The sequence below is a fragment of the Mycolicibacterium lacusdiani genome (assembly GCF_021916785.1).
Lineage (GTDB): Bacteria > Actinomycetota > Actinomycetes > Mycobacteriales > Mycobacteriaceae > Mycobacterium > Mycobacterium lacusdiani.
In genome coordinates this window covers 57969-77022 of record NZ_JAKCFC010000002.1, presented here as the reverse complement: position 1 = coordinate 77022, position 19054 = coordinate 57969, and the positions used below count along the sequence as shown (strand labels likewise).

The 19054-nt window shown below is 66.7% G+C and carries 20 protein-coding genes; 6 read left to right on the top strand and 14 right to left on the bottom strand.

Going from position 1 to position 19054, the window contains the following annotated elements; translation table 11 throughout:
• Window positions 1–62: 62 nt before the first annotated feature.
• From LOK44_RS05370 to LOK44_RS05325, 10 genes are all read right to left on the bottom strand, one after another.
• A complete protein-coding gene (locus LOK44_RS05370; protein WP_078316084.1) occupies window positions 63–1409 on the bottom strand; it encodes an MBL fold metallo-hydrolase in 1347 nt (448 codons plus the stop codon).
• A gap of 53 nt (window positions 1410–1462) precedes the next feature.
• The gene (locus LOK44_RS05365) at window positions 1463–2236 is read right to left on the bottom strand and encodes a sulfite exporter TauE/SafE family protein (protein ID WP_078316085.1); all 774 of its coding nucleotides are present in this window, start codon (window positions 2234–2236) and stop codon (window positions 1463–1465) included.
• Window positions 2237–2269: 33 nt separating this feature from the next.
• On the bottom strand, window positions 2270–2680 hold the full coding sequence (locus LOK44_RS05360; RefSeq protein ID WP_078316086.1) for a DUF302 domain-containing protein: 411 nt from the start codon (window positions 2678–2680) through the stop codon (window positions 2270–2272).
• A gap of 22 nt (window positions 2681–2702) precedes the next feature.
• Window positions 2703–2972, bottom strand: a complete 270-nt coding sequence (locus tag LOK44_RS05355) for a metal-sensitive transcriptional regulator (RefSeq protein ID WP_078316087.1) — start codon at window positions 2970–2972, stop codon at window positions 2703–2705.
• 153 nt (window positions 2973–3125) lie between these two features.
• Window positions 3126–3281: a hypothetical protein gene (locus tag LOK44_RS30075; protein ID WP_372481206.1), complete on the bottom strand. Its 156-nt coding sequence runs from the start codon at window positions 3279–3281 to the stop codon at window positions 3126–3128.
• A gap of 67 nt (window positions 3282–3348) precedes the next feature.
• On the bottom strand, window positions 3349–3546 hold the full coding sequence (locus tag LOK44_RS05350) for a hypothetical protein (protein ID WP_237569048.1): 198 nt from the start codon (window positions 3544–3546) through the stop codon (window positions 3349–3351).
• 861 nt (window positions 3547–4407) lie between these two features.
• The gene (locus tag LOK44_RS05345; RefSeq protein ID WP_197748316.1) at window positions 4408–4959 is read right to left on the bottom strand and encodes a chemotaxis protein CheB; all 552 of its coding nucleotides are present in this window, start codon (window positions 4957–4959) and stop codon (window positions 4408–4410) included.
• A 315-nt stretch (window positions 4960–5274) separates the two neighbouring features.
• Window positions 5275–6180, bottom strand: coding sequence for a hypothetical protein (locus LOK44_RS05340; protein ID WP_237569047.1), 906 nt, complete (start codon window positions 6178–6180; stop codon window positions 5275–5277).
• 469 nt (window positions 6181–6649) lie between these two features.
• Window positions 6650–7801 (bottom strand): DUF3644 domain-containing protein, encoded by a 1152-nt coding sequence (locus LOK44_RS05330; protein ID WP_174266744.1) that lies wholly within the window; start codon window positions 7799–7801, stop codon window positions 6650–6652.
• Window positions 7802–8355: 554 nt separating this feature from the next.
• A complete protein-coding gene (locus LOK44_RS05325) occupies window positions 8356–9525 on the bottom strand; it encodes a Fic family protein (RefSeq protein ID WP_078316146.1) in 1170 nt (389 codons plus the stop codon).
• A 617-nt stretch (window positions 9526–10142) separates the two neighbouring features.
• Between LOK44_RS05325 and LOK44_RS05320 the strand changes: the two genes are divergently transcribed.
• Complete coding sequence (locus tag LOK44_RS05320; RefSeq protein ID WP_237569046.1) at window positions 10143–10841, top strand: DUF6766 family protein; 699 nt, start codon at window positions 10143–10145, stop codon at window positions 10839–10841.
• A 26-nt stretch (window positions 10842–10867) separates the two neighbouring features.
• Here the strand turns inward: LOK44_RS05320 and LOK44_RS05315 are convergent, their stop codons facing one another.
• The 3 genes from LOK44_RS05315 to LOK44_RS05305 all read right to left on the bottom strand — a co-directional run bounded on the left by LOK44_RS05315 (window position 10868) and on the right by LOK44_RS05305 (window position 12661).
• On the bottom strand, window positions 10868–11092 hold the full coding sequence (locus LOK44_RS05315) for a hypothetical protein (RefSeq protein WP_237569045.1): 225 nt from the start codon (window positions 11090–11092) through the stop codon (window positions 10868–10870).
• Window positions 11093–11176: 84 nt separating this feature from the next.
• Window positions 11177–12163, bottom strand: a complete 987-nt coding sequence (locus LOK44_RS05310) for an LLM class F420-dependent oxidoreductase (protein ID WP_237569044.1) — start codon at window positions 12161–12163, stop codon at window positions 11177–11179.
• Between the two features lie 33 nt (window positions 12164–12196).
• On the bottom strand, window positions 12197–12661 hold the full coding sequence (locus LOK44_RS05305) for a GatB/YqeY domain-containing protein (protein ID WP_237569043.1): 465 nt from the start codon (window positions 12659–12661) through the stop codon (window positions 12197–12199).
• Window positions 12662–12743: 82 nt separating this feature from the next.
• On the opposite strand from LOK44_RS05305, the gene LOK44_RS05300 reads away from it, so the two are divergent.
• The 5 genes from LOK44_RS05300 to LOK44_RS05280 are packed head-to-tail and all read left to right on the top strand — an operon-like array spanning window position 12744 to window position 18030.
• The gene (locus LOK44_RS05300; RefSeq protein ID WP_372481191.1) at window positions 12744–13937 is read left to right on the top strand and encodes a glycerophosphoryl diester phosphodiesterase membrane domain-containing protein; all 1194 of its coding nucleotides are present in this window, start codon (window positions 12744–12746) and stop codon (window positions 13935–13937) included.
• A gap of 1 nt (window position 13938) precedes the next feature.
• Window positions 13939–14592, top strand: coding sequence for a DUF4129 domain-containing protein (locus LOK44_RS05295; protein ID WP_237569041.1), 654 nt, complete (start codon window positions 13939–13941; stop codon window positions 14590–14592).
• Complete coding sequence (locus LOK44_RS05290; RefSeq protein WP_237569040.1) at window positions 14589–15725, top strand: DUF4350 domain-containing protein; 1137 nt, start codon at window positions 14589–14591, stop codon at window positions 15723–15725. Before LOK44_RS05295 ends, LOK44_RS05290 begins: the two co-directional genes overlap by 4 nt.
• A complete protein-coding gene (locus tag LOK44_RS05285; protein WP_237569039.1) occupies window positions 15722–16708 on the top strand; it encodes an AAA family ATPase in 987 nt (328 codons plus the stop codon). Before LOK44_RS05290 ends, LOK44_RS05285 begins: the two co-directional genes overlap by 4 nt.
• Window positions 16708–18030: a DUF58 domain-containing protein gene (locus LOK44_RS05280; RefSeq protein ID WP_237569038.1), complete on the top strand. Its 1323-nt coding sequence runs from the start codon at window positions 16708–16710 to the stop codon at window positions 18028–18030. The genes LOK44_RS05285 and LOK44_RS05280 overlap by 1 nt, the downstream gene beginning before the upstream one ends.
• Here the strand turns inward: LOK44_RS05280 and LOK44_RS05275 are convergent.
• On the bottom strand, window positions 18027–19019 hold the full coding sequence (locus LOK44_RS05275; protein WP_237569037.1) for a stage II sporulation protein M: 993 nt from the start codon (window positions 19017–19019) through the stop codon (window positions 18027–18029). The genes LOK44_RS05280 and LOK44_RS05275 overlap by 4 nt on opposite strands.
• Window positions 19020–19054: the final 35 nt, after the last annotated feature.

Below are 19054 nucleotides of genomic sequence, written 5' to 3'. Positions count from 1 at the left end.
CCTTCCGAGGGCGCATGAGTTGCGCGATGTCCGCAAGAGCCACACCTGCGAGGGCGACAGGCTCACGTCGTCAGGTTCAGGTTCTGGGCCTCTGTGTATTTGTCGTCGATGAGGACGACGGCGCGGTCGGGTTGGTCGATGAGTGATGCGGCGATGGAGGAGCGGTAGCCGGAGGCGCAGTGCACCCAGACTTCACCGGTGGGGACGTCGCCGACGCGGCCGGGTAGTTCATGCAGGGCGATGTTGAGGGCGTTGGGGATGTGGCCGTTGTCGTATTCGTCGGCGCGGCGGACGTCGAGGACAGTGATGTTGGGGTTGTCGATCTCGGTGGCGAGGGCGGCGAAGTCGGCGACGCGGTAGCTGCGCAGCGGGGTGTCGTGGGCCAGGGTGTGGACGTCTCCGGTAGCGGAGCCGGTGAGGTTGTCAACGCCGATGCGGGCGAGTTCGCGTCGCGCCTCGAGGATTTGGTCGTGGTCGTCGCCGATGAGGGTGAGCGGGGCGCCCCAGGTGTAGAGCCAGCCGAGGTAGGCGACGAAGGATCCTGAGAGTTCGAAGCCGAGGGTGCCGGCGAGGTGTCCGGCGGCGAAGGCGGTGCGGTTGCGTAGGTCGATGACCCAGTCGCCGGCGTCGATCCGTCGACGCAGTTCCTGGGGGTCTACCGGTGTCGGCAGTGACAGGTCGACGGGGGCGGGGCCGCGGCTGTTGATGACGCCCATGTGGGCGTAATAGGTCGGATATTCCGAGAGCCCAGCGATGAGTTCCTCGACGTAGGTCTGTTCGTCTTGAGTGAGTGCAGGGTTGGTGGTGCGTTGTTCGGCGATGGTGGAGGAGTCGCCGGTGGCGGGGCTGGAGGAGCAGAAGCTGCCGAAGCCGTGGGTGGGATAGACCGCGGTGGTGTCGGGCAGTTCAGCGGCGAGGCGACGCACCGAATGGAACTGCGCGTGCGACAGGGTTTCGGTCTGGTCGCTGCCGAGCAGGTCAGTACGCCCGGTGGTGCCGTGCAGCATGGACCCGCCGGTGAATACACCGTGCACCGTGCCGGCGGCGTCCTGCAGCACGTAGCTGACGTGGTGATGGGTGTGGCCAGGGGTGTGCAGGACGCGGAGCTGGATGGGCCCGGCGTCGATGGTGTCTCCGTCGGTGACGGCGTGTCGCTGGTAGTCGACGTCGTCGCCGGCGGGCACGACGTACACCGCGCCGGTCGTGCGGGCCAGTTCCAGGCCGCCGGTGAGGTAATCGTTGTGGATGTGGGTTTCGAGTACGTGGGTAATCTGCACGCCGTGGTCGGCGACGAGGTCGAGTACCCGGTCGATGTCGCGTTGCGGGTCGATCACCACCGCGGTGTCACCGTGGGTGATCAGGTAGCTGCGGTCTCCGAGACCGGAGGTTTCGATGATGGACACGTCCATGAGATGAACTCCTTGTTCGAATTGGGGGTGGGGTGTCACGTCGGTGTTGTGCCTCAATGCAGGAGCAGGGTGTCGACGAGGACGTAGGCCGCGACCACGAAGACGAGGTAGGCGAACCAGTGCTGGAGGCGGGTGTTGTTCAGTTTGGTGCCGAGCTGCCCGGCGATCAGCGAGCCGGCTACCGCGGTAGCGACGAAGGCTGCGGTCACCGACCAGTTGATGGTGGCGTCCTGAGCGTGCGAGGCGATGCCGGCCGCGGAGTTGGCGGTGATGATCAGCAAGGAGGTCCCCACCGCGATCGGCATCTCCACGCCCAACATGATCACCAGCGCGGGAATGATGAGGAATCCGCCGCCCACGCCGAACAGGCCGGTGAGCAACCCGACAACAGCAGCAGCGGGGATCGAGCGCGGTGCGCAGCGGCGCCAGTTGATCCCGCCGTCAGCGATCTCGCACGCGCCGCCGGTGTCGTCGGCGTCGGTCAGCATGCGGATCCCGGCGACGACCATGACCACGGCGAACCCCACCATGACGACCGTTTGCGGTAGGTGGTCACCGATGGCGGAACCGGCGAACGCGGCCGGGATGCCGGCAAGGGCGAACACACCCGCCAGCCGCCAATTGACCTGCCCGGCAGAAATTTTGGGTAGCGATCCCACCGCGGAGGCCACCGCGATTACGATCAGCGCGATGAGCACGGCCTGTTGGAAGTCCAGCCCAAGTGCATAGACCAGGGCCGGGATGGCCATGATGGACCCGCCCCCGCCGAGCAAGCCCAGCAGGACCCCGATGACCGCCCCGAAAGCCAGCGCCAGCGCGATGGTCATCGGTGCGGGGACGGCATCGGAGTCTGTGGCTGTCTAGCTGGCCGCGGTCTGCTGCAGCGAGGCGATCGCCGCTTGCAACTTCTCGGCGGCGTCGTCGGCGACCTCCCGCAGCCCGGGCGCATTAGACATTTGCACCATGACCTGCGGATCCATGGCATCGACGATGATGGTGTCCGCGTCGTCGGGGTCGGTGCGCACCGCCACATTGCAGGGCAGCAGCAACCCGATCTGTCGATCGCAGGTCACGGCGCGGTGCGCCAGCGGTGGATTGCACGCACCCAGGATCAGGTAGTTCTCCATGTCCTCACCGAGTTTGGCCTTCAGTGTGGCCTTCATGTCGATTTCGGTGAGCACACCGAAACCCTGCTCGGACAACGCCGTACGCGTGCGCGCCACCGCGTCGTCGAATGTCGTGCGCAGTGTCGTCGACAAGGCGTATCCCATCTCTCACTCCCTTCTCAATAGGTCAGGCCAACGCCAGAAACAGTTTCTCCAGCTCGGCCTCGGTCAACGGCGTCGTACCCTCGGGGGCCTCGCCGGTCACACACTGGCGCATCCCGGTCGCGACGATCTTGAATCCGGCCCGGTCCAATGCGCGCGACACCGCCGCCAGCTGGGTCACCACGTCCTTGCAGTCGCGGCCCTGCTCGATCATCGAGATCACCCCCGACAACTGACCCTGCGCACGACGTAATCGGTTGAGCACCAACGTCATACTCGCATCATCAGCAACCATCGCACACTCCTTCGCGGACCTTACCGGGTTACGCCACTACAGCGCCGACCCCACTTTCAATACTATACCCCGTAGGGTATCTAGCGGCGAACGACTTTCCTGCCGCGTAGTTCTTCCGCAGTGACGGGGACTTGGGTGAACAGTCCGGCGTAATCAGTTGGGAGGTGACGGCGTGGGCGGCGATCGCGACGCTAAGCAGCCACAGGCGTGCATAGACCGAGCGGCGCCTCGGTGCGGGGTCGGGCCGGCGATGACCCCGGCGCACAGGTAGCCCACCAGCAGGAAGTGCAGGTCAATGAGGGCGTGCAGTGCGGGGCTGTCGCTGGCGGCGGCGTAGAGCGGGGTGAAGCAGAGCGCGGCCAGGCCGCGCCGATGGTCAAGGTGAGCGTGACGATCGGGTCGGGCCAGGATGTGGGCGAGCCAACGAACGCAGGATGCGGCCGATCTCTTGGCCGTGCCGCCGCGGGATCGAACGCAGCAGCAGGGTCATCGGGGCACCGAGCACCAGGGCCAGTGCCAGTGCCAGTGCCAGTGCCAGTGCCAGTGCCAGTGCCAGTGCCAGTGGTGCGTACATCCCAGGAGCAGGTGTTGGTGCCGGGTCCCTGATGTACTACGGCGGCGACATCGCCGAACTCCTGCTCGTCCTGGCCCTGCTGGCCAACTGGCGCCCAACCGAGCCACCACCAAGGCGCCGACGCCACGTCCGGGACCGCAACGACACGCATCCATTCCTGCCTAGGAAGAATCTGCTCGCTCGCCGCCAGCCGCCCTACGCACTGTCGGCCGCACCACGAGTAGGTCACGGTCAGCGGCGACCCTGCGTAGGCCTCTGTGGTGGGCCCGACGTCGGCATGCCGACCGGGCAGTCGACGGGCGTGACGTTGGCCTGGCGAGGGTCCGCGGCGGGCGGCGAGCGCGTCGGTGACTGCGCCGGTGGTGAAGGCGTAGACGCCTTTGTGCAGCACGTCGATGACCTGCTCACGCCGTGGCCAGGTCTGCGGCGGAGCGCCGACACCAGTGGCGTTCTCCAGGATCTGGTCGTTGGTCAGGCGCAGCACAGTGAACTTCGCCGACGCCAGCGGCCCACGCAGACCAGCTTCCGACATCACCGAGCGCAGCACGCCCAACAAGGCCCCTTGCCCGTAGTGCATGCCCCAGTTCGCCGCCAATCGTGTGCGCGGTGACATGTCCTGCGCCCCACTCAGGCGCGACCACACATCTGCCGGCACGTAGGAGTTCGGCCGGCCGGTGAGCCGCTGCTCGATCTTCTCCGCCACGGTCATCACCGCCACGCCAACCGCGCCTGCCATCAATCCCTCGGTCACCGTATGTCGCCACATGATGGCAGTCGGTACCCCGCCGATACGGAAGGAAACTGGCCTCGCGGGGATGCGCCACCGGTCATTGTTGGAGACCGGGTATGGGTTGCCGATGGTTATCCGCTGAGGGCGCGAACGTGGTCGTAGATGGCGTTCGGGATGTCGTGCAGTGGTAGGACGCGATGGACTAGTCCGGTATCGATCGCTGCGCCAGGCATGCCGGAATGCTCGGAGCTGAACTCACTTTGAGCGAACACTGTTCCCTTGCAGAGCCTGATGGCGCGGATGCCGGCTTGCGCGTCGGTACCCTTGCCTGTGAGCACGACCGCCAGGGCGCGCGGTCCGCAGGTGACGGCCAGGGTGGCCAGCAACAGATCCGCTGACGGCCGCGCGGGTGGGAGGTCTCCGGACCTGATCAGCCCGAGACGGGCCTCGGAGGTCACCAGCAGGTGTTGAGCGGGCGGTGCGATCAACACGGTGCCCGGTGTGAGGGTGTCGCCGTCCTCGGCGTCGCGTACCGGCAGCGCGGTGCGTCGACTCAGAATCTCAGCCAAGGCACTGGTCTTGTCCGGGCTGTGGTGTTGAACGACAAGCACGGTCGCAGGCAAATCGGCTGGCAGCGGAGCCAGCACATGCGACAACGCATCCAAGCCGCCCGCCGACGTCACCAGTGCGATGACCGGGTGGTTGACCGCGTAGGGGTCATCGGTTGCGATGCCGTCACTCCGTTTACTCAGACGAGGCTTCCCAACTACTTGGCATTGTTCTCTCCTGATCGTTTCGCCACATCATGCCGTCCTGCGGGCAGATCACTACCCGGCCCGAATAGAAGGCGTGTGGAAACCGAGGCCAGCGTCCGTCTCATTTCTAGACATTCGACGCGTCTCGGCTTTTGCCTAATCGAGTTGCCATGGGCTGCGGTGTCGGTCATGCTCCGGGTTGGGGATCGCCGCGTGGACGAAGTGGTCGACGAGGGTCACGGGCTAGTTCGCGTAGGGGTCCGCGGTCGCATCAACGTTGATCTCGGTGCCGGCTGCGGCGTGGGCGGGCATCAGCGGCGTGATGCCGTAAGTCCAGCGCAGCTCCTCCAAATCACGTGCGACGACGTCGAAGAAGTCCCACTGCGGTGAAAGTACGTCGGTGGTAGCGGCCTCGCCGCGCTGCCAACTGATCAGGAACTTGACCGGATCCAGAGCCCCCTGCTGCTTGCCGATGCCATTGACCTCCTGACCGACATGCCACTCGAAGATGGTCGGCAGGATCTGAGCGCGCAACGCGTCACGGCGGTGCATCCCCCCGGTAAACGCACTGACCAGTAACTCACCCTGAATCGACGTGCTGTACCCCGACAGGACGTGCAAGCCGTCGTGCGGCACGGCCCACACACCGGTGAACGCGTTGGGCTGACCAGGAAAGTCGAAGCCGTGCTTGCGAAAGTGCGCCCAGAACTGATGTCCGTAGGTGTTCTTCGGCAACCCCTCCAAGACGAGAAACCGCTCGGCGAGTCGCTTGTCGTCATCGGTCTGCGTCTCATAGGGCATCATCGGTGCCAAGGTGTCATCGGGATTGGCGAACCCGGGAAAGTTCGAGGCGTTGCGTCGCGTCATGTCGGCCATTGCCCACGCTAGATGCCCTCGGGCGACCTGCAGAACATCGCGCACCCAGCCGTCGCTGACGTGCATGGCATGGGCGTACTCCACGACCAGTCGCAGACGGGTGGGCTCGATTACGCCGTCGGCGAGGCCAGCGCAGGCGATGAGGGCGGCCGCATGCTCTGCGAGGTCACGGTTGGCCCCGATTGCCTTGCCGAGATCCTGGGGCTCGATGCGCGGCAACGCCTTTGGATCGACGAATACTTCGGGGGTGAACAGCAAGCGGCCCGCCGCCACGACGACGCCGTCACCACGTCCAGAACGGGGGTCCGCGGGGTCGAGCACTTGTTGGACGACCCGGTGAGCGGCGGCCAGCACCGCCAGAGCCTGCTCAGTGGTCGCGCCTTCGAACACGACTTCAACCTACTGCGGATCACTAGATACGGATAGCAAGCCGTGCCCGCCTGGCTACTCCTGACGCGACCAAGACGCCTACCGACGTGAACCAACTGCTCGGTCTCATTTGTAGAGAAACGGGACACCCGACAAGTGGCCCACTCCCCGCCGCATAGTCCCAGCTTGCCTTGTCTCGTTTCCTGTCTCGCATCCCGTGTCTCAGATCCTCATGTCGGAGCCGAATGAGACGGTAGTGGTGTGACAACGATTCTCGGGTACGCCCGCGTGAGCACCGCCGCCCAAGGCCTCGATGCGCAACTGGCCGCACTCGCTGCCCAAGGCGTTGAAACCCCTAACTGAGGCCGCGGAGCTATCGCTCCTCGATGATCGGCGGGGCGGTTTTCCTTATCCACGGCGGGGTTGCGTTAGGCGGCGGTTCGCCCACCCAGGTGCCAGTTTCCTTATCTCGAGGCGCTGTCCCGAGGACCTTCCGAAAGCCCTCCTCGGTGTCGCACTCCCGAACCAACTTTTCAACGTAGGCCTGCGTGTAGCCGTAGTCCTTGTGCCGCTCGTCGTAGAGGCAGTATTTTTCGTCGGTCTTCTCGGGATGGGGGCTACCGACCGGGGGACGCACGCCAAGCCGCTTCCAGGCGTTAGTGAAGTGCCCGGTGCTGAAGAGGAACGGGATCCGATCCTGCACGACCTTGGCGGCCCTAGTCGGCTTCATGAGGCCATGCCCGACGACACCCCGCTGGCGCTCCCGGACGACGACGTGGCCTTTCTTGCCGATCGCCTCGACAATGGCCCGCTGCTCATCGTCCATGTCGTCGTATCTGGTGAATTGCACCGCCAGAGCGTCAGGGTCCTTCGGCGCGAGTTCTTGTATCACCCGGAGGCGGAGTTCGTAGCGGGAGTCACTGGTGATCGAGTCGTCGAGTCCGGCGTCGTACTCGGATATGAAGGTTCGTAGCGTCGCCGGGAGTTGAGCGCGCAGTCTGCGCAGAGTGCGCTCGCCCTCGTCGGTGAACGAGCCAATGAAGACTGGGAACCGCAGGCGAGTAGCCAGCGACAGTTCGACGCCAAACTGGCTGGTCACTTCTTCCTCGTAGTTCAGCAGAAGCGCCTGGACTTGACCACCCACCACCGCCGTTAGGGCTTCCTGCTGACGGGCGTACCGGTGCTCAAACTTGTTGCGCAGCCCGATGAAGAACATGAGGTTTGCCCGGACGGGGTCCTTCTCGTTCGGCCAGCGGTAGCGCATGCTTTTTGCCAACTCCCAACGCTTAGGCTCTCCGTCCACCCGCTCCAGCCGACGGGAGCGGCCCTGCTGGTGCCAGTACCGGTAGTCGACCCCGTCACGCGTCAACTCGGCGTGCAGCAAGTAAAGCCAGGCCAGGTGCATATGAACTACAAACCCTTCGAACGACCGGGCTTCCGAGGGGTTGTTGTAAAGCCGGACAGCCAGCGATGCCTCGTCGCGCGAGGATTCGACCATTTGCATAAACCGGGTGGGCGGCGCCATCGCACTACTCTGCCTCGCAGAGGCGCGGCGGAAGGTTAGAAACAGGGCACAAGGGCAGCCAAACAACATCGGCCGCCCCCGCCTAACGCTCATCCGCGCTACGTCACCGCCGTATCCGAATGATGTGCCGGGGCCCGTCGCCGTCACGAATCGGCCGGTGATCGCGCTGCGGCCTCACCGTGGTTTGCGCCGCTCTTGACGACGCGGCTGCAGGGGCAGCTGACGTCGAAGAATCTTTAGGCCATCAGGGGCAGTGCCGCCTCAATAATTGCTTTCCGAGGTCGGTGCCGGCCGCGGTCGCGATCGAGGTCATCGCTTCTGTGGCTAATTCCTGAACCGGCTGGGCGTCGGACTTGCCGTGTTTCAACGTCGAGCCTCGCGAAACCTTCGCCGAGTTTGGCGGGCGCCGACGAGCCCTCCCGTTGCCACCATCGGCGCTCGCACTCTAACCAGCGTCAACGAGGCACGCGAGGTCCGCGAGGGTCTTTCGCAGTTGTCATCTTGCGCTGCGCATCATCAGGATCGCAGGCCGAAAGGGCCGTCCCGGCCGAACGTCAGTACTCCAGCGCCGCCAGGACACCGTCACATTGAAAAATTCGGTCGTATCGTCCCGCAGTCCTTTGCCGGAGTATCCCTTTATCGACCAGCTTGGTGATAGCGGTGTTCGCGGCCTGGTAGGACACGCCGTGGAGCGCCGCCGCAGCCGACGCAGTGATCATGGGGTAACCGATCAGGTCGTCGGCGATCCGGAGCGAGACCCCTTTAGCTCCGTGCAAAATCGCCTGGAACTCCTCGCGGAGTGCAAGAAGCTTGTCCACTCGGTCGATGACTTCCAAGGCCTCAGCATGGATGGCCGCGGAAATAAAGCACACCCAGTTGTCCCATCCGCCAGTCTGCGAGACCCGCAGCAAGCCGTCCTGATACTCCGTGCGATGTTGCTCTAGCCACGGTGAGATGTTCAGGACTGGAAAGCGCAGTTCACCAGCACTCATCAACTGCAGAGCCATAACGAGACGCCCCAGACGGCCGTTGCCGTCATGGAACGGGTGCAGTGTCTCGAACTGGTAGTGCGAAACCGCGACTCGGATGATGGTCGGTATCGCGCTGGGTTCCCGGATCCAGTCCTGCCACAGCCGCAAGCCGTCGAGCAGCCGATGATCGGCCGGGGGCGGCACAAAGCGAGCCGACATGACACGCTGATTGCCGAGTCCGATGAACACCTGAGTGGTGCGAACACTGCCTGCGTGCGAGCCATCACTGGCAGTCCCGCGCAATAGTTCGCGCTGCAAATCCTCGAGCATCCGAACCGATATCGGTTGTCCTTCGGCCACCATGTCGTATGCCCGCTCAGCTGCGGTGACGTAGTTTCTGACCTCGCTGACCGAACCGGTGAGTTCCCCGACGTCGAGAAAGTCTGCTTCGAACACGTCCGCCAATAAGGCGTAGGTGCCCTCCAGCGCGGAGGTGCTTACCGCTTCACGTCGAGTGGCCGGCCGGGCGAGCAGGCTTGGGTTCGGCAGCAGCGAGGACGCCTGGTCGGCACGCGCCATTGCCGAGGCGGCGTCAATGACGGCAGCATAAGTCTCGGCTTTCAGCTCGAGGTTCGACGGTAGGGGGTCCGGGACGTAGGCGACGTATTCGTACGCCTCGCCTAGGCGGGGGTCATGACCCCTGATCGGAACCAGCTGTCCGATCGGGCTGTCACGAAGCGCCTCGATGTCCACCGCTTCCACCTCGACTCGCCAAGCTTGAATTCCAGAACTGTAATTTCAAGGTTAGCGCGTCAACCTTGAAAACCGACACTCTGATTTCAAGGTTCACGTTCCGCCTAACTCAGAAACGGTGGTGGTCGCGACGTGGCCTCCAGTCCGCAGTCAGTCCGCAGTACATTTTCGCACCGCCTGCGCACCCCAACCGTCCCAATGCAGCTGACCTGGGGAAACTCGCTTCCGCCAACGCACCCAACGTCATCAAAACCCCAGGTGGCGTGGTTCGGGACGAAGAGGTCGTGGGTTCGAATCCCGCCACCCCGACTCGCGTAGGTGCAGAAGAAGGCTCTGATCCGATTCATTCGGTCAGGGCCTTCTTGCATTCCCCGGCCAGTTCGCTCTGCGGCGAAGGCATCCCCTGACGGTCTCGCCGACTCAAGGGGGGAGTGAGTCGACGAGACCTGAACGAGCGCGGCACAGGGGGGTCGGCCAATCGCTCGTCTTATGTCAACACTACGTGGACGCTCGCGGAAACTGCGATCCGGCGCGCAGGCGGCGACGGCGGCGAACGGTTTCCGGCACTAAACTGGGAAGGCTGAAAGACTTTCGTCGCAGTCCAACGGGAGGCAGTCATGGCGCGCCAAGGCACATCGTCTGCGAACCGCCGCCGCTCGTTGCTGCACGACAACGGCTTGCTGCTGGCCTGTCTGGCGCTCTTCGGCGTCTTCTTCGTCGGGATGATCCTGGCCGGCACCGCCACCTACAACGAAGAGCAGTCCGAACACGGCTCCGCCGAGCAGGTTTCGATCATCGGATACCTGACCACCGGCGACTTCGTAGAAGCCACTTTCGAGAACTGGGAGTCCGAGTTTCTTCAGATGGGCATGTACGTCGTGTTGACGGCATTCTTGTACCAGCGGGGCTCCTCGGAGTCCAAGCAGATCGACAGCCCGGCGCCACAAGACGAGGACCCGCGCTACGCGGACGTGACCGACCGGACGCCGTGGCCGGTCCGCCGAGCCGGGTGGCCGCTGTCCCTGTACGAGAACTCCCTGGCCATCGCGTTCTTCGTGCTGTTCTTCGCCTCGATCGCCCTGCATGCCCTGGGAGGCAGCCGCGCGTTCAACGACGAACAGGTCCAGCACGGGCAGGCTGCCATCTCGGTATGGCGGTACGTCACGACGTCGCAGTTCTGGTTCGAGTCGATGCAGAACTGGCAGAGCGAGTTCATCGCGGTCGCCGCGATCGTCGCGCTATCGGTATTCCTACGCCAACGAGGTTCGGCGGAGTCCAAACCGGTCGCAGCGCCGCACGGCGAGACGAGCGCCTGATCCGGCGCGCCCGCTGTCGGGCCAACTCAGGTGAGGACGGTGGCGCGGTCGTCGCTGTGCTCGTGCACCTTGGCGTACATCGCGAACGAACCGAACTCCGCGATGCCGATCAGTAGTACGGGCCAGATGGCGCCGGCGCACAGGCTGAGCACTGCCCGCTGAACTGCAGGACGTCGGTCATCGGAGACCCGGTCACTGAGTACGAAGACTGCGACAGCGCTGACCAGCGCGATCACGGCGTATGTGAGCATCAGCGTTGAAATCACAATTCCCCCTCGCGGTTTTGTGCTTCAAGCGCGCATGTACCCCTGGATAGGCGACCCTAAACCAGTCGTTCAGCCGAGTTCGTCACGCAGCTTGTCGAGCAGCGGTCGAGCGGCCTCGGCGAGGAACCGATCCTGACCTTCGTCACCGACCTGGACCAGGGCGATGTCGGTGAAGCCGGCGTCCTTGTACTCGCGGACGCCGTCGACGATGGCGTCCAGATCGGGCCCGCACGGGATCGACGAAGCAGTGTCCTCCGGTCGCACGAATTGCGTGGCACCGGCGAATCCTGCCGTCGTCGGCAGGTCGGCGTTGACGGCCCACCCGCCGGCGAACCAGCGGAACTGGTCGTGGGCGCGGCTGACCGCAGCGTCGCGGTCGGGGTCCCAGCAGATCGGCATCTGACCGACCACCCGGATGTCACCGGGCAGCCCGGTCGCCCGGCGCGCCTGGTGCCACTTGTCGACGACGTCCTTGTCGGGCTGCACGGCGATGAGGTCGTCGGCGAGCGGCGCGAAGATCTCCACCGACCGGTCCCCCGAGACGGCCGCCGCGATGCGCACCCCACCCTCGGGGACATCCCACAGTCGGGCCGAGTCCACCTCGAAGTACTCGCCCTTCCAGTCGACGAGGTCGCCGGTGAACAACTCGCGCATGATCTGGATCGCCTCGCGCAGCATGTCCTGCCTGCGTGCGATGGTCGGCCAGCCCTTGCCCACCACGTGTTCGTTCAGGTTCTCACCGCTGCCGAGGCCGAGGGTGAACCTGCCGTCGGCGAGGATCTGCAGGGTCGCCGCCTGCTGCGCCACGACTGCGGGGTGGTAGCGCATCGTCGGACAGGTGACGTAGGTGAACAGCTCCACGTTCTGGGTCGCGTGCGCGACGGCGCCCAGCATCGTCCAGGCATTGGGGGCGTGACCCTGCGCGCTCAGCCACGGCGAGAAGTGGTCGCTGCTCACCTCGAAGTCGAAACCGGCTTGCTCAGCTGAAACCGCGTACTCCACAAGCTGTTTCGGTCCGCTTTGTTCTGTCATCAAGGTGTATCCGAAACGCGTCATGTCCACCGTGTACCCGCCCGGCGGTGCGGAAAACTAGAGCCGCTGCTTGACCGCCGCCGACAGCCGCGAGCCGTCGGCCTGGCCCGCGGCGATGGCGGTCGCCGCCTTCATCACCTGGCCCATGTTCTTCATCCCGGGGCGTTCCCCGATCTCCTCGGCCACCTGTGCGATCGCGGTGTCCGCCACGTTGGCCACTTCTTCGTCGTTCAGCTGCGTCGGCAGGTACTCGTCGATGACGCTGGCCTCGGCGCGTTCGTTGGCCGCGAGTTCGCCACGTCCGTTCTGCACGTAGATCTCTGCGGCCTCGCCGCGCTTGCGGGACTCGCGGGCGAGCACCTTGAGTACTTCCTCGTCGGTCAGGTCGCGCGCGGCCTTGCCCGACACCTCCTCGGCCTGAACTGCGGCCAGCAGCATGCGGAGCGTCCCGGTGCGCAGCTTGTCCTGCGCCTTCATCGACGCCGTCAGATCAGCCCGCAACCGCTCCTTGAATTCCGCCATGAGCCAAACGGTACGCCCGGGGCGGGTTGGCGCGAAGATCGAACGCGTTGTGAAACCCCCCGGCTGTCGACAGGATGGGGGCATGAGCAACGACGCCGGCGGGTACGGTCCGCCCCCGGGTTACGGCACGCCTGCCTACGGTGCGCCGCCTGCCTACGGGCCGCCCGGGTATGGTCCGCCCCCGGGCTACTACGGACCGCCACCGGGATACGCGCCACCTCCGCCCGGCTACCCGGGTTACCCCCCGCCGGGCTATCCGCCGCAGCCGGGGTTCGGCGGGTTCACGCCTCCCCCACTGAAGCCGGGCATCATCCCGCTGCGGCCGCTGACGCTGTCCGACGTGTTCAACGGTGCGTTCGCCTACGTGCGGGCCAATCCGAAGGCCACGCTCGGGCTCACCGCGATCGTGGTGGTCGTCGCGCAACTCATCTCGCTGCTGCTTCAAGTCGGGCCGATCGCGACGGTGTCCTCCGTCGACTACGCCGAACAGAGCACCGACATGGATATCGCGACCGTCCTCGGTCTCGCGCTGTCCACCACCCTTGGGGCGCTCACCACGGTGCTCTCGGCGATCGTGCTCAGCGGACTGCTCACCGTCGTGATCGGCCGCGCGGTCTTCGGCGCCGACATCAGCATCGCGGACGCGTGGCGCCGGGTGCGCGGTCGACTGCTCGCCCTATTCGGCATCGTCGGCATCGAGGTGCTCGGTGCGGCGCTGATCATCGGTCTCGTCATCGGCATCATCGCGATGGTCGCCTACATCATCGGCGGGGTCGCAGCCGTGATCCTCGGGATCCCGTTGGGTCTGGCTGCGATAGCGGCGCTGTTCTACCTCGGGACGATCCTGCTCTTCGCACCCACGCTCGCGGTGCTCGAGCGCCTTCCGGTGATGGCGTCGATCCGGCGCTCGATCGCGTTGGTGAAGAAGGACTTCTGGCGCGTGCTGGGCATCTGGCTGCTTGGCCAGTTGGTGGCGGCGATCATCGCCGGCGCCGTGTCGATTCCGTTCAGCCTCGGCGGGCAACTCTTCCTCGGCACCGACCCGTCCGCGTCGGGAACCGTGCTGGCGCTGGTGCTGTTGTCGATCGGTTCGGCGATCGGGCAGATCGTCACCGCACCGTTCACCGCGGGCGTGGTCGTCCTGCTCTACACCGACCGCCGCATCCGTGCCGAGGCCTTCGATCTGGTGTTGCAGACGGGCGTGGGCATCCCGCCGTACGCGCCGTCGGACTCCACCGACCATCTCTGGCTGACGTCGCAGACCCCACAGCGGTGACGTGTCGGCTCTAGACATCGACGGCGATGCCGCACGCGACGCCGCGCAACGGGAACTGTCCAAACCCATCTATCCGAGGGCATCGCTGACCGACCGCATCGGGGACTGGGTCGACGACCTCGTCTACAAGCTGATGGTCGAGGGTGCGTCGATCCCCGGCGGCTGGATCACGATCGGGGTGCTGCTCGCGATCGTCGCGGCCGCCATCGTGGTCGCCGCGCGGATAGCGCTGCGCACCATGCGAACCGACCGCGGACACGACGCGACGTTGTTCGGCAGCCAGGAACACACGGCCGCCGAACACCGCGCCGCGGCGGACCGGGCGGCTGCGGGCGGCGAGTGGGCGGCGGCCATCCGGCACCGGCTGCGTGCCGTCGCACGAAGTCTCGAGGAGAGCGCAGTGCTGACCGCCGTCCCCGGCCGCACGGCCACCGAACTCGCCCGTGACGCGAGCGGCCCGTTCCCGGGCCTGAGCACCGAATTGCGCCGCGCGGCAGACGCCTTCAACGACGTCACCTACGGGGAGCGACCGGGCACCGAAGCCGAGTACCGCCTCGTCGCCGACCTGGACGACCACCTGGGCAGCCGTGCCTCGTCGGCGTTCGAGTCTTCCGCCGGCGGCGGTGACCGCGGTGGTTGGGCTGAAGTCCGATGAGCGACACCGCTATCGGGCAGTCCATCGCCCAGCGCTGGCGCACGATCCGCTGGGTGCTGCTGGCACTCGGGGTCATCACGGCCGTGTCGGTGCTCACCACGTATCTGACGGAGTCCCATCCGGGCGGGCCGATGGACCCGGAGTCCACCTCCCCCGACGGCGTCCGTGCTCTGGTCTCGCTGCTCCGCGAGGAGGGCGTCGAGGTCATCGACGCATCGAGTCTCGAGGAGGTGCGCCGCGCGGCACGGCCCGACACCCTGCTCGTCGTGGCCGAGACCTACTTCCTCGTCGACGACGACGGCCTGCGCACCCTCGCCGGACTGCCGGGCGACCGACTGCTGGTGCAGCCGGTGTCACCCACGCGGGAAGCACTCGCACCGGAGATCGCCGTCGCCGACGAGACCAGCTTCGGCGGCGCACCCGACTGCGACATGCGCGAAGCCGAGCGCGCCGGTGACGTGGAGTTCGGCACCAGCGCGACCTACGAGGCCGTCGACGACGTCGACCTGACCCAATGCTACGGCGGCGCACTGGTCCGCTACACCGACGGCGAGCGCACGATCACGACCGTCGGCACCGCCGACTTCATGACCAACGCCGAGCTGGCCAAGGAAGGCAACGCCGCCCTCGCGATGAACCTCGTCGGTAGCCGCGACCGGGTGATCTGGTACGTGCCAACCTTCGTCGAGGGCGAATCCGATTCCACGGCGTCCATCACCGACCTCATCCCCGACCGGGTGGCGTGGATCGTGCTGCAGCTGTGCCTGGCCGTCCTGCTCGTCGCGCTGTGGCGCGGCCGACGCGTGGGCCCCTTGGTGGCCGAGGACATCCCGGTCGTGGTGCGGGCATCGGAGACCGTCGAGGGCCGCGGCAGGCTGTACCGGTCTCGGCGTGCCCGCGACCGCGCTGCCGACGCCTTGCGAACGGGCACGCTGCAACGCATGCTGCCCCGCCTCGGGCTGACCGCGACGAGCGATCCGCCCGCAGTGACGCAGGCCGTCGCGGCGCGCATAGGCGGCGATCCGAATGCGCACGCACACTGGTTGTTCGGGCCGACGCCCAGCACCGACCCCGAGCTGGTCACCCTGGCCAACAACTTGGACGACATCGAAAGGCAGGTCTCACAGTCGTGACAGTGCCAACTCCCGCCCACCCCCCGACACAATCTGACTCCGACTCCGCACGGAATGCCCTCCTCGCCCTGCGCGGCGAGATCGGCAAGGCGGTCGTGGGTCAGGACGCCGTGGTCAGCGGCCTGGTGATCGCGCTGCTCTGCCGCGGCCACGTGCTGCTCGAAGGCGTGCCGGGCGTGGCCAAGACACTGTTGGTGCGCACGCTGTCGGCCGCATTGCAACTCGACTTCAAACGGGTGCAGTTCACCCCTGACCTGATGCCCGGCGACATCACGGGTTCGCTGATCTACGACGCCCGGACCGCCGAATTCGAGTTCCGTTCGGGCCCGGTGTTCACGAATCTGCTGCTGGCCGACGAGATCAACCGCACCCCACCCAAGACCCAAGCGGCACTCCTGGAGGCGATGGAGGAGCGTCAGGTCAGCGTCGACGGCGAGGCGCGACCGCTGCCGGACCCGTTCATCGTCGCGGCGACCCAGAATCCGATCGAGTACGAGGGCACCTATCAACTGCCCGAGGCGCAGCTCGACCGGTTCCTGCTCAAGCTCAACGTGCCACTGCCACCGCGCGATCAGGAGGTCGCCATCCTGTCGCGGCACGCGCACGGCTTCAATCCGCGTGACCTGTCGGCCGTCCGTCCCGTGGCGGGCCCGGCCGAACTGGCCGCCGGACGCGCCGCCGTCGCGCAGGTCCTGGTCGCCGACGAGATCCTCGGCTACATCGTCGACATCGCCGGCGCGACACGGCGATCGCCGTCGCTGCAGCTCGGCGTCTCACCGCGCGGGGCGACCGCACTCCTGTCGACCGCGAGGTCGTGGGCATGGCTGTCCGGTCGCAACTACGTGACGCCCGACGACGTCAAGGCGATGGCACGACCGACGCTGCGACACCGCATCGCGCTGCGGCCCGAAGCCGAACTCGAGGGCGCCAACCCCGACGGCGTCCTCGACGGCATCCTGGCCTCGGTCCCGGTCCCCCGCTAGTGTTCCTCACCGGCCGCACGGGACTGGTCGCACTGGTGTGCGTCCTGCCCGTCGGTCTGTCTCCCTGGCCCGCAGCGACGTTCGTTGTCCTGCTGGCCATCCTGGTTGCGGCGGTGGCCGCCGACGTGGCACTGGCAGCGGGCACCCGTCGGCTCACGTTCACCCGCTCGGGTGACACGGCGGCCCGCCTCGGCGAGCCCGTCGATGCCACGCTGGTGGTCGAGAACGGCGGCGCTCGTCGCTTCCGCGGGGTGGTCAGGGATGCTTGGTCGCCGTCGGCGCGCGCCGAGCCGCGCGTGCATCACGTCGACGTCGCGGCGGGGCGCCGGCACGCGATGGTCACCACGCTGCGGCCGATGCGCCGCGGCGACCAACGCTCCGCGGTCGTGACCGCGCGTGCGGTCGGCCCCCTCGGGTTGGCGGGCAGGCAGAGTTCGCACCGGGTGCCGTGGCAGATCCGCATCCTTCCGCCGTTCCTGTCCCGCAAGCACCTGCCGTCGCGGCTGGCGAAGTTGCGTGAACTCGACGGCATGGTGCCGGTCCTCATCCGTGGCCAGGGCACCGAATTCGATTCGCTGCGCGAGTACGTCGTCGGTGACGACGTCCGTTCGATCGACTGGCGCGCAACCGCCAGGCGCGCCGACGTCGTGGTCCGCACGTGGCGTCCCGAACGCGACCGCCGCATCGTCATCGTCCTGGACACCGGCCGCACGTCGGCGGGCCGCGTCGGCATCGACCCCACGTCGAGCGACCCCAGCGGCTGGCCGCGTCTGGACTGGTCGATGGACGCCGCACTGTTGCTGGCGGCGTTGGCTTCTCGCGCGGGGGACCACGTCGACTTCATCGCCCACGACCGCATCTCGCGGGCAGGCGTGTTCAACGCGTCGCGCACCGAACTCCTCGCCCACCTCGTCGAGGCGATGGCGCCGCTGCAGCCCGCACTCGTCGAGTCGGACGCCGCCGCGATGGTGGCGACCGTGCAGCGCCGCATCCGCAGACGAGCGTTGGTGATCCTGTTGACCGACCTCAACCCGTCGGCGCTCGACGAAGGGTTGATGAGCGTGCTGCCGCAGCTGGCGGCCAAGCACCAGGTGATGGTCGCCGCGGTCGCCGATCCCAGGGTCGACGCGCTGGCGGCAGGGCGGGCCGACGCCGCTCAGGTGTACGACGCCGCGGCCGCCGAACGATCGCGCAACGAGCGGCTGGCGATCGCCGCCCGGCTGCGACGCCACGGCGTGGACGTCGTCGATGCCGAACCCGAGGACCTGGCACCGGAACTCGCCGACCGCTACCTCGCCATGAAGGCGTCGGGCAGGCTCTAGCCAGTCGGGACCACGTCGGGCGCGTCGGCGACGTCCCCGGTCTCACCCGCGCGGACGGCCCTGCGGCCGAAGTGCACGACGTAGGCCAGGAACGCGACCTCGGCGGCCACGCCGATCGCGATCCGCACGAACGTCGGGAACGGTGACGGCGTGACGAGCGCCTCGATGAGGCCGGATACCAGCAGCACCACCGCGAGACCGACGGCCACCGGAACAATGGCGCGGCCACGTTCGGCGAGCACCTGACCGCGCGGCCGGTCGCCCGGCGCCACCACCGACCACCCCAGCCGCATGCCTGCCGCGGCGGCCAGGAACACTGCCGTCAGCTCGAGCAGTCCGTGCGGGGTGAGCAGGCCGAGGAAGACGTCGCCCTTGTCGGCGTTGAACATCAACCCACCGGTGACGCCGAGGTTAGCGGCGTTCTGGAACAGCACGTACGGGATGGGGATGCCCAGCACGATCGCGAACGCAATGCATTGCGCGGCGACCCACGAATTGTTGATCCACACCCGCAGCGCGAACGACCCTGCGGGGTTCTCGCTGTAGTACGAGGCGAAGTCCTCGTTGACGAGCCGCGCGATGTCCGTCGGCGTCCCGACCGCCGACTGCACCTCGGGGTTCCCCGCCACCCAGACGCCGATCAGTCCGGCGACCGCGAAGAACACGATCGCCGTGGACAGCCACCACCGCCACGTCTGATAGGCGACGAGGGGGAACGACACCGTCCAGAACCGGGTGAACTCGCTCCACAGCGGCGCGTGCGCCCCGGTCACGGCCGACCTGGCCCGCGCCACCAGACCGGAGAGCCGTCCGACGATCACCGGGTCGGCCGACGCCGACCGCACCATCGACAGATGGGTCGACACCCGCTGGTACAGGTCGACCAGCTCGTCGACCTCGTCGCCGGTGAGTCGCCTGCGCCGCTTGACGAGGTGCTCGAGGCGGTCCCACGTCGCGCGGTGCGCGAGCACGAACGCGTCGGTGTCCACGTGAAAAATCCTACGTGCGCGACCTAGTAGCGTGG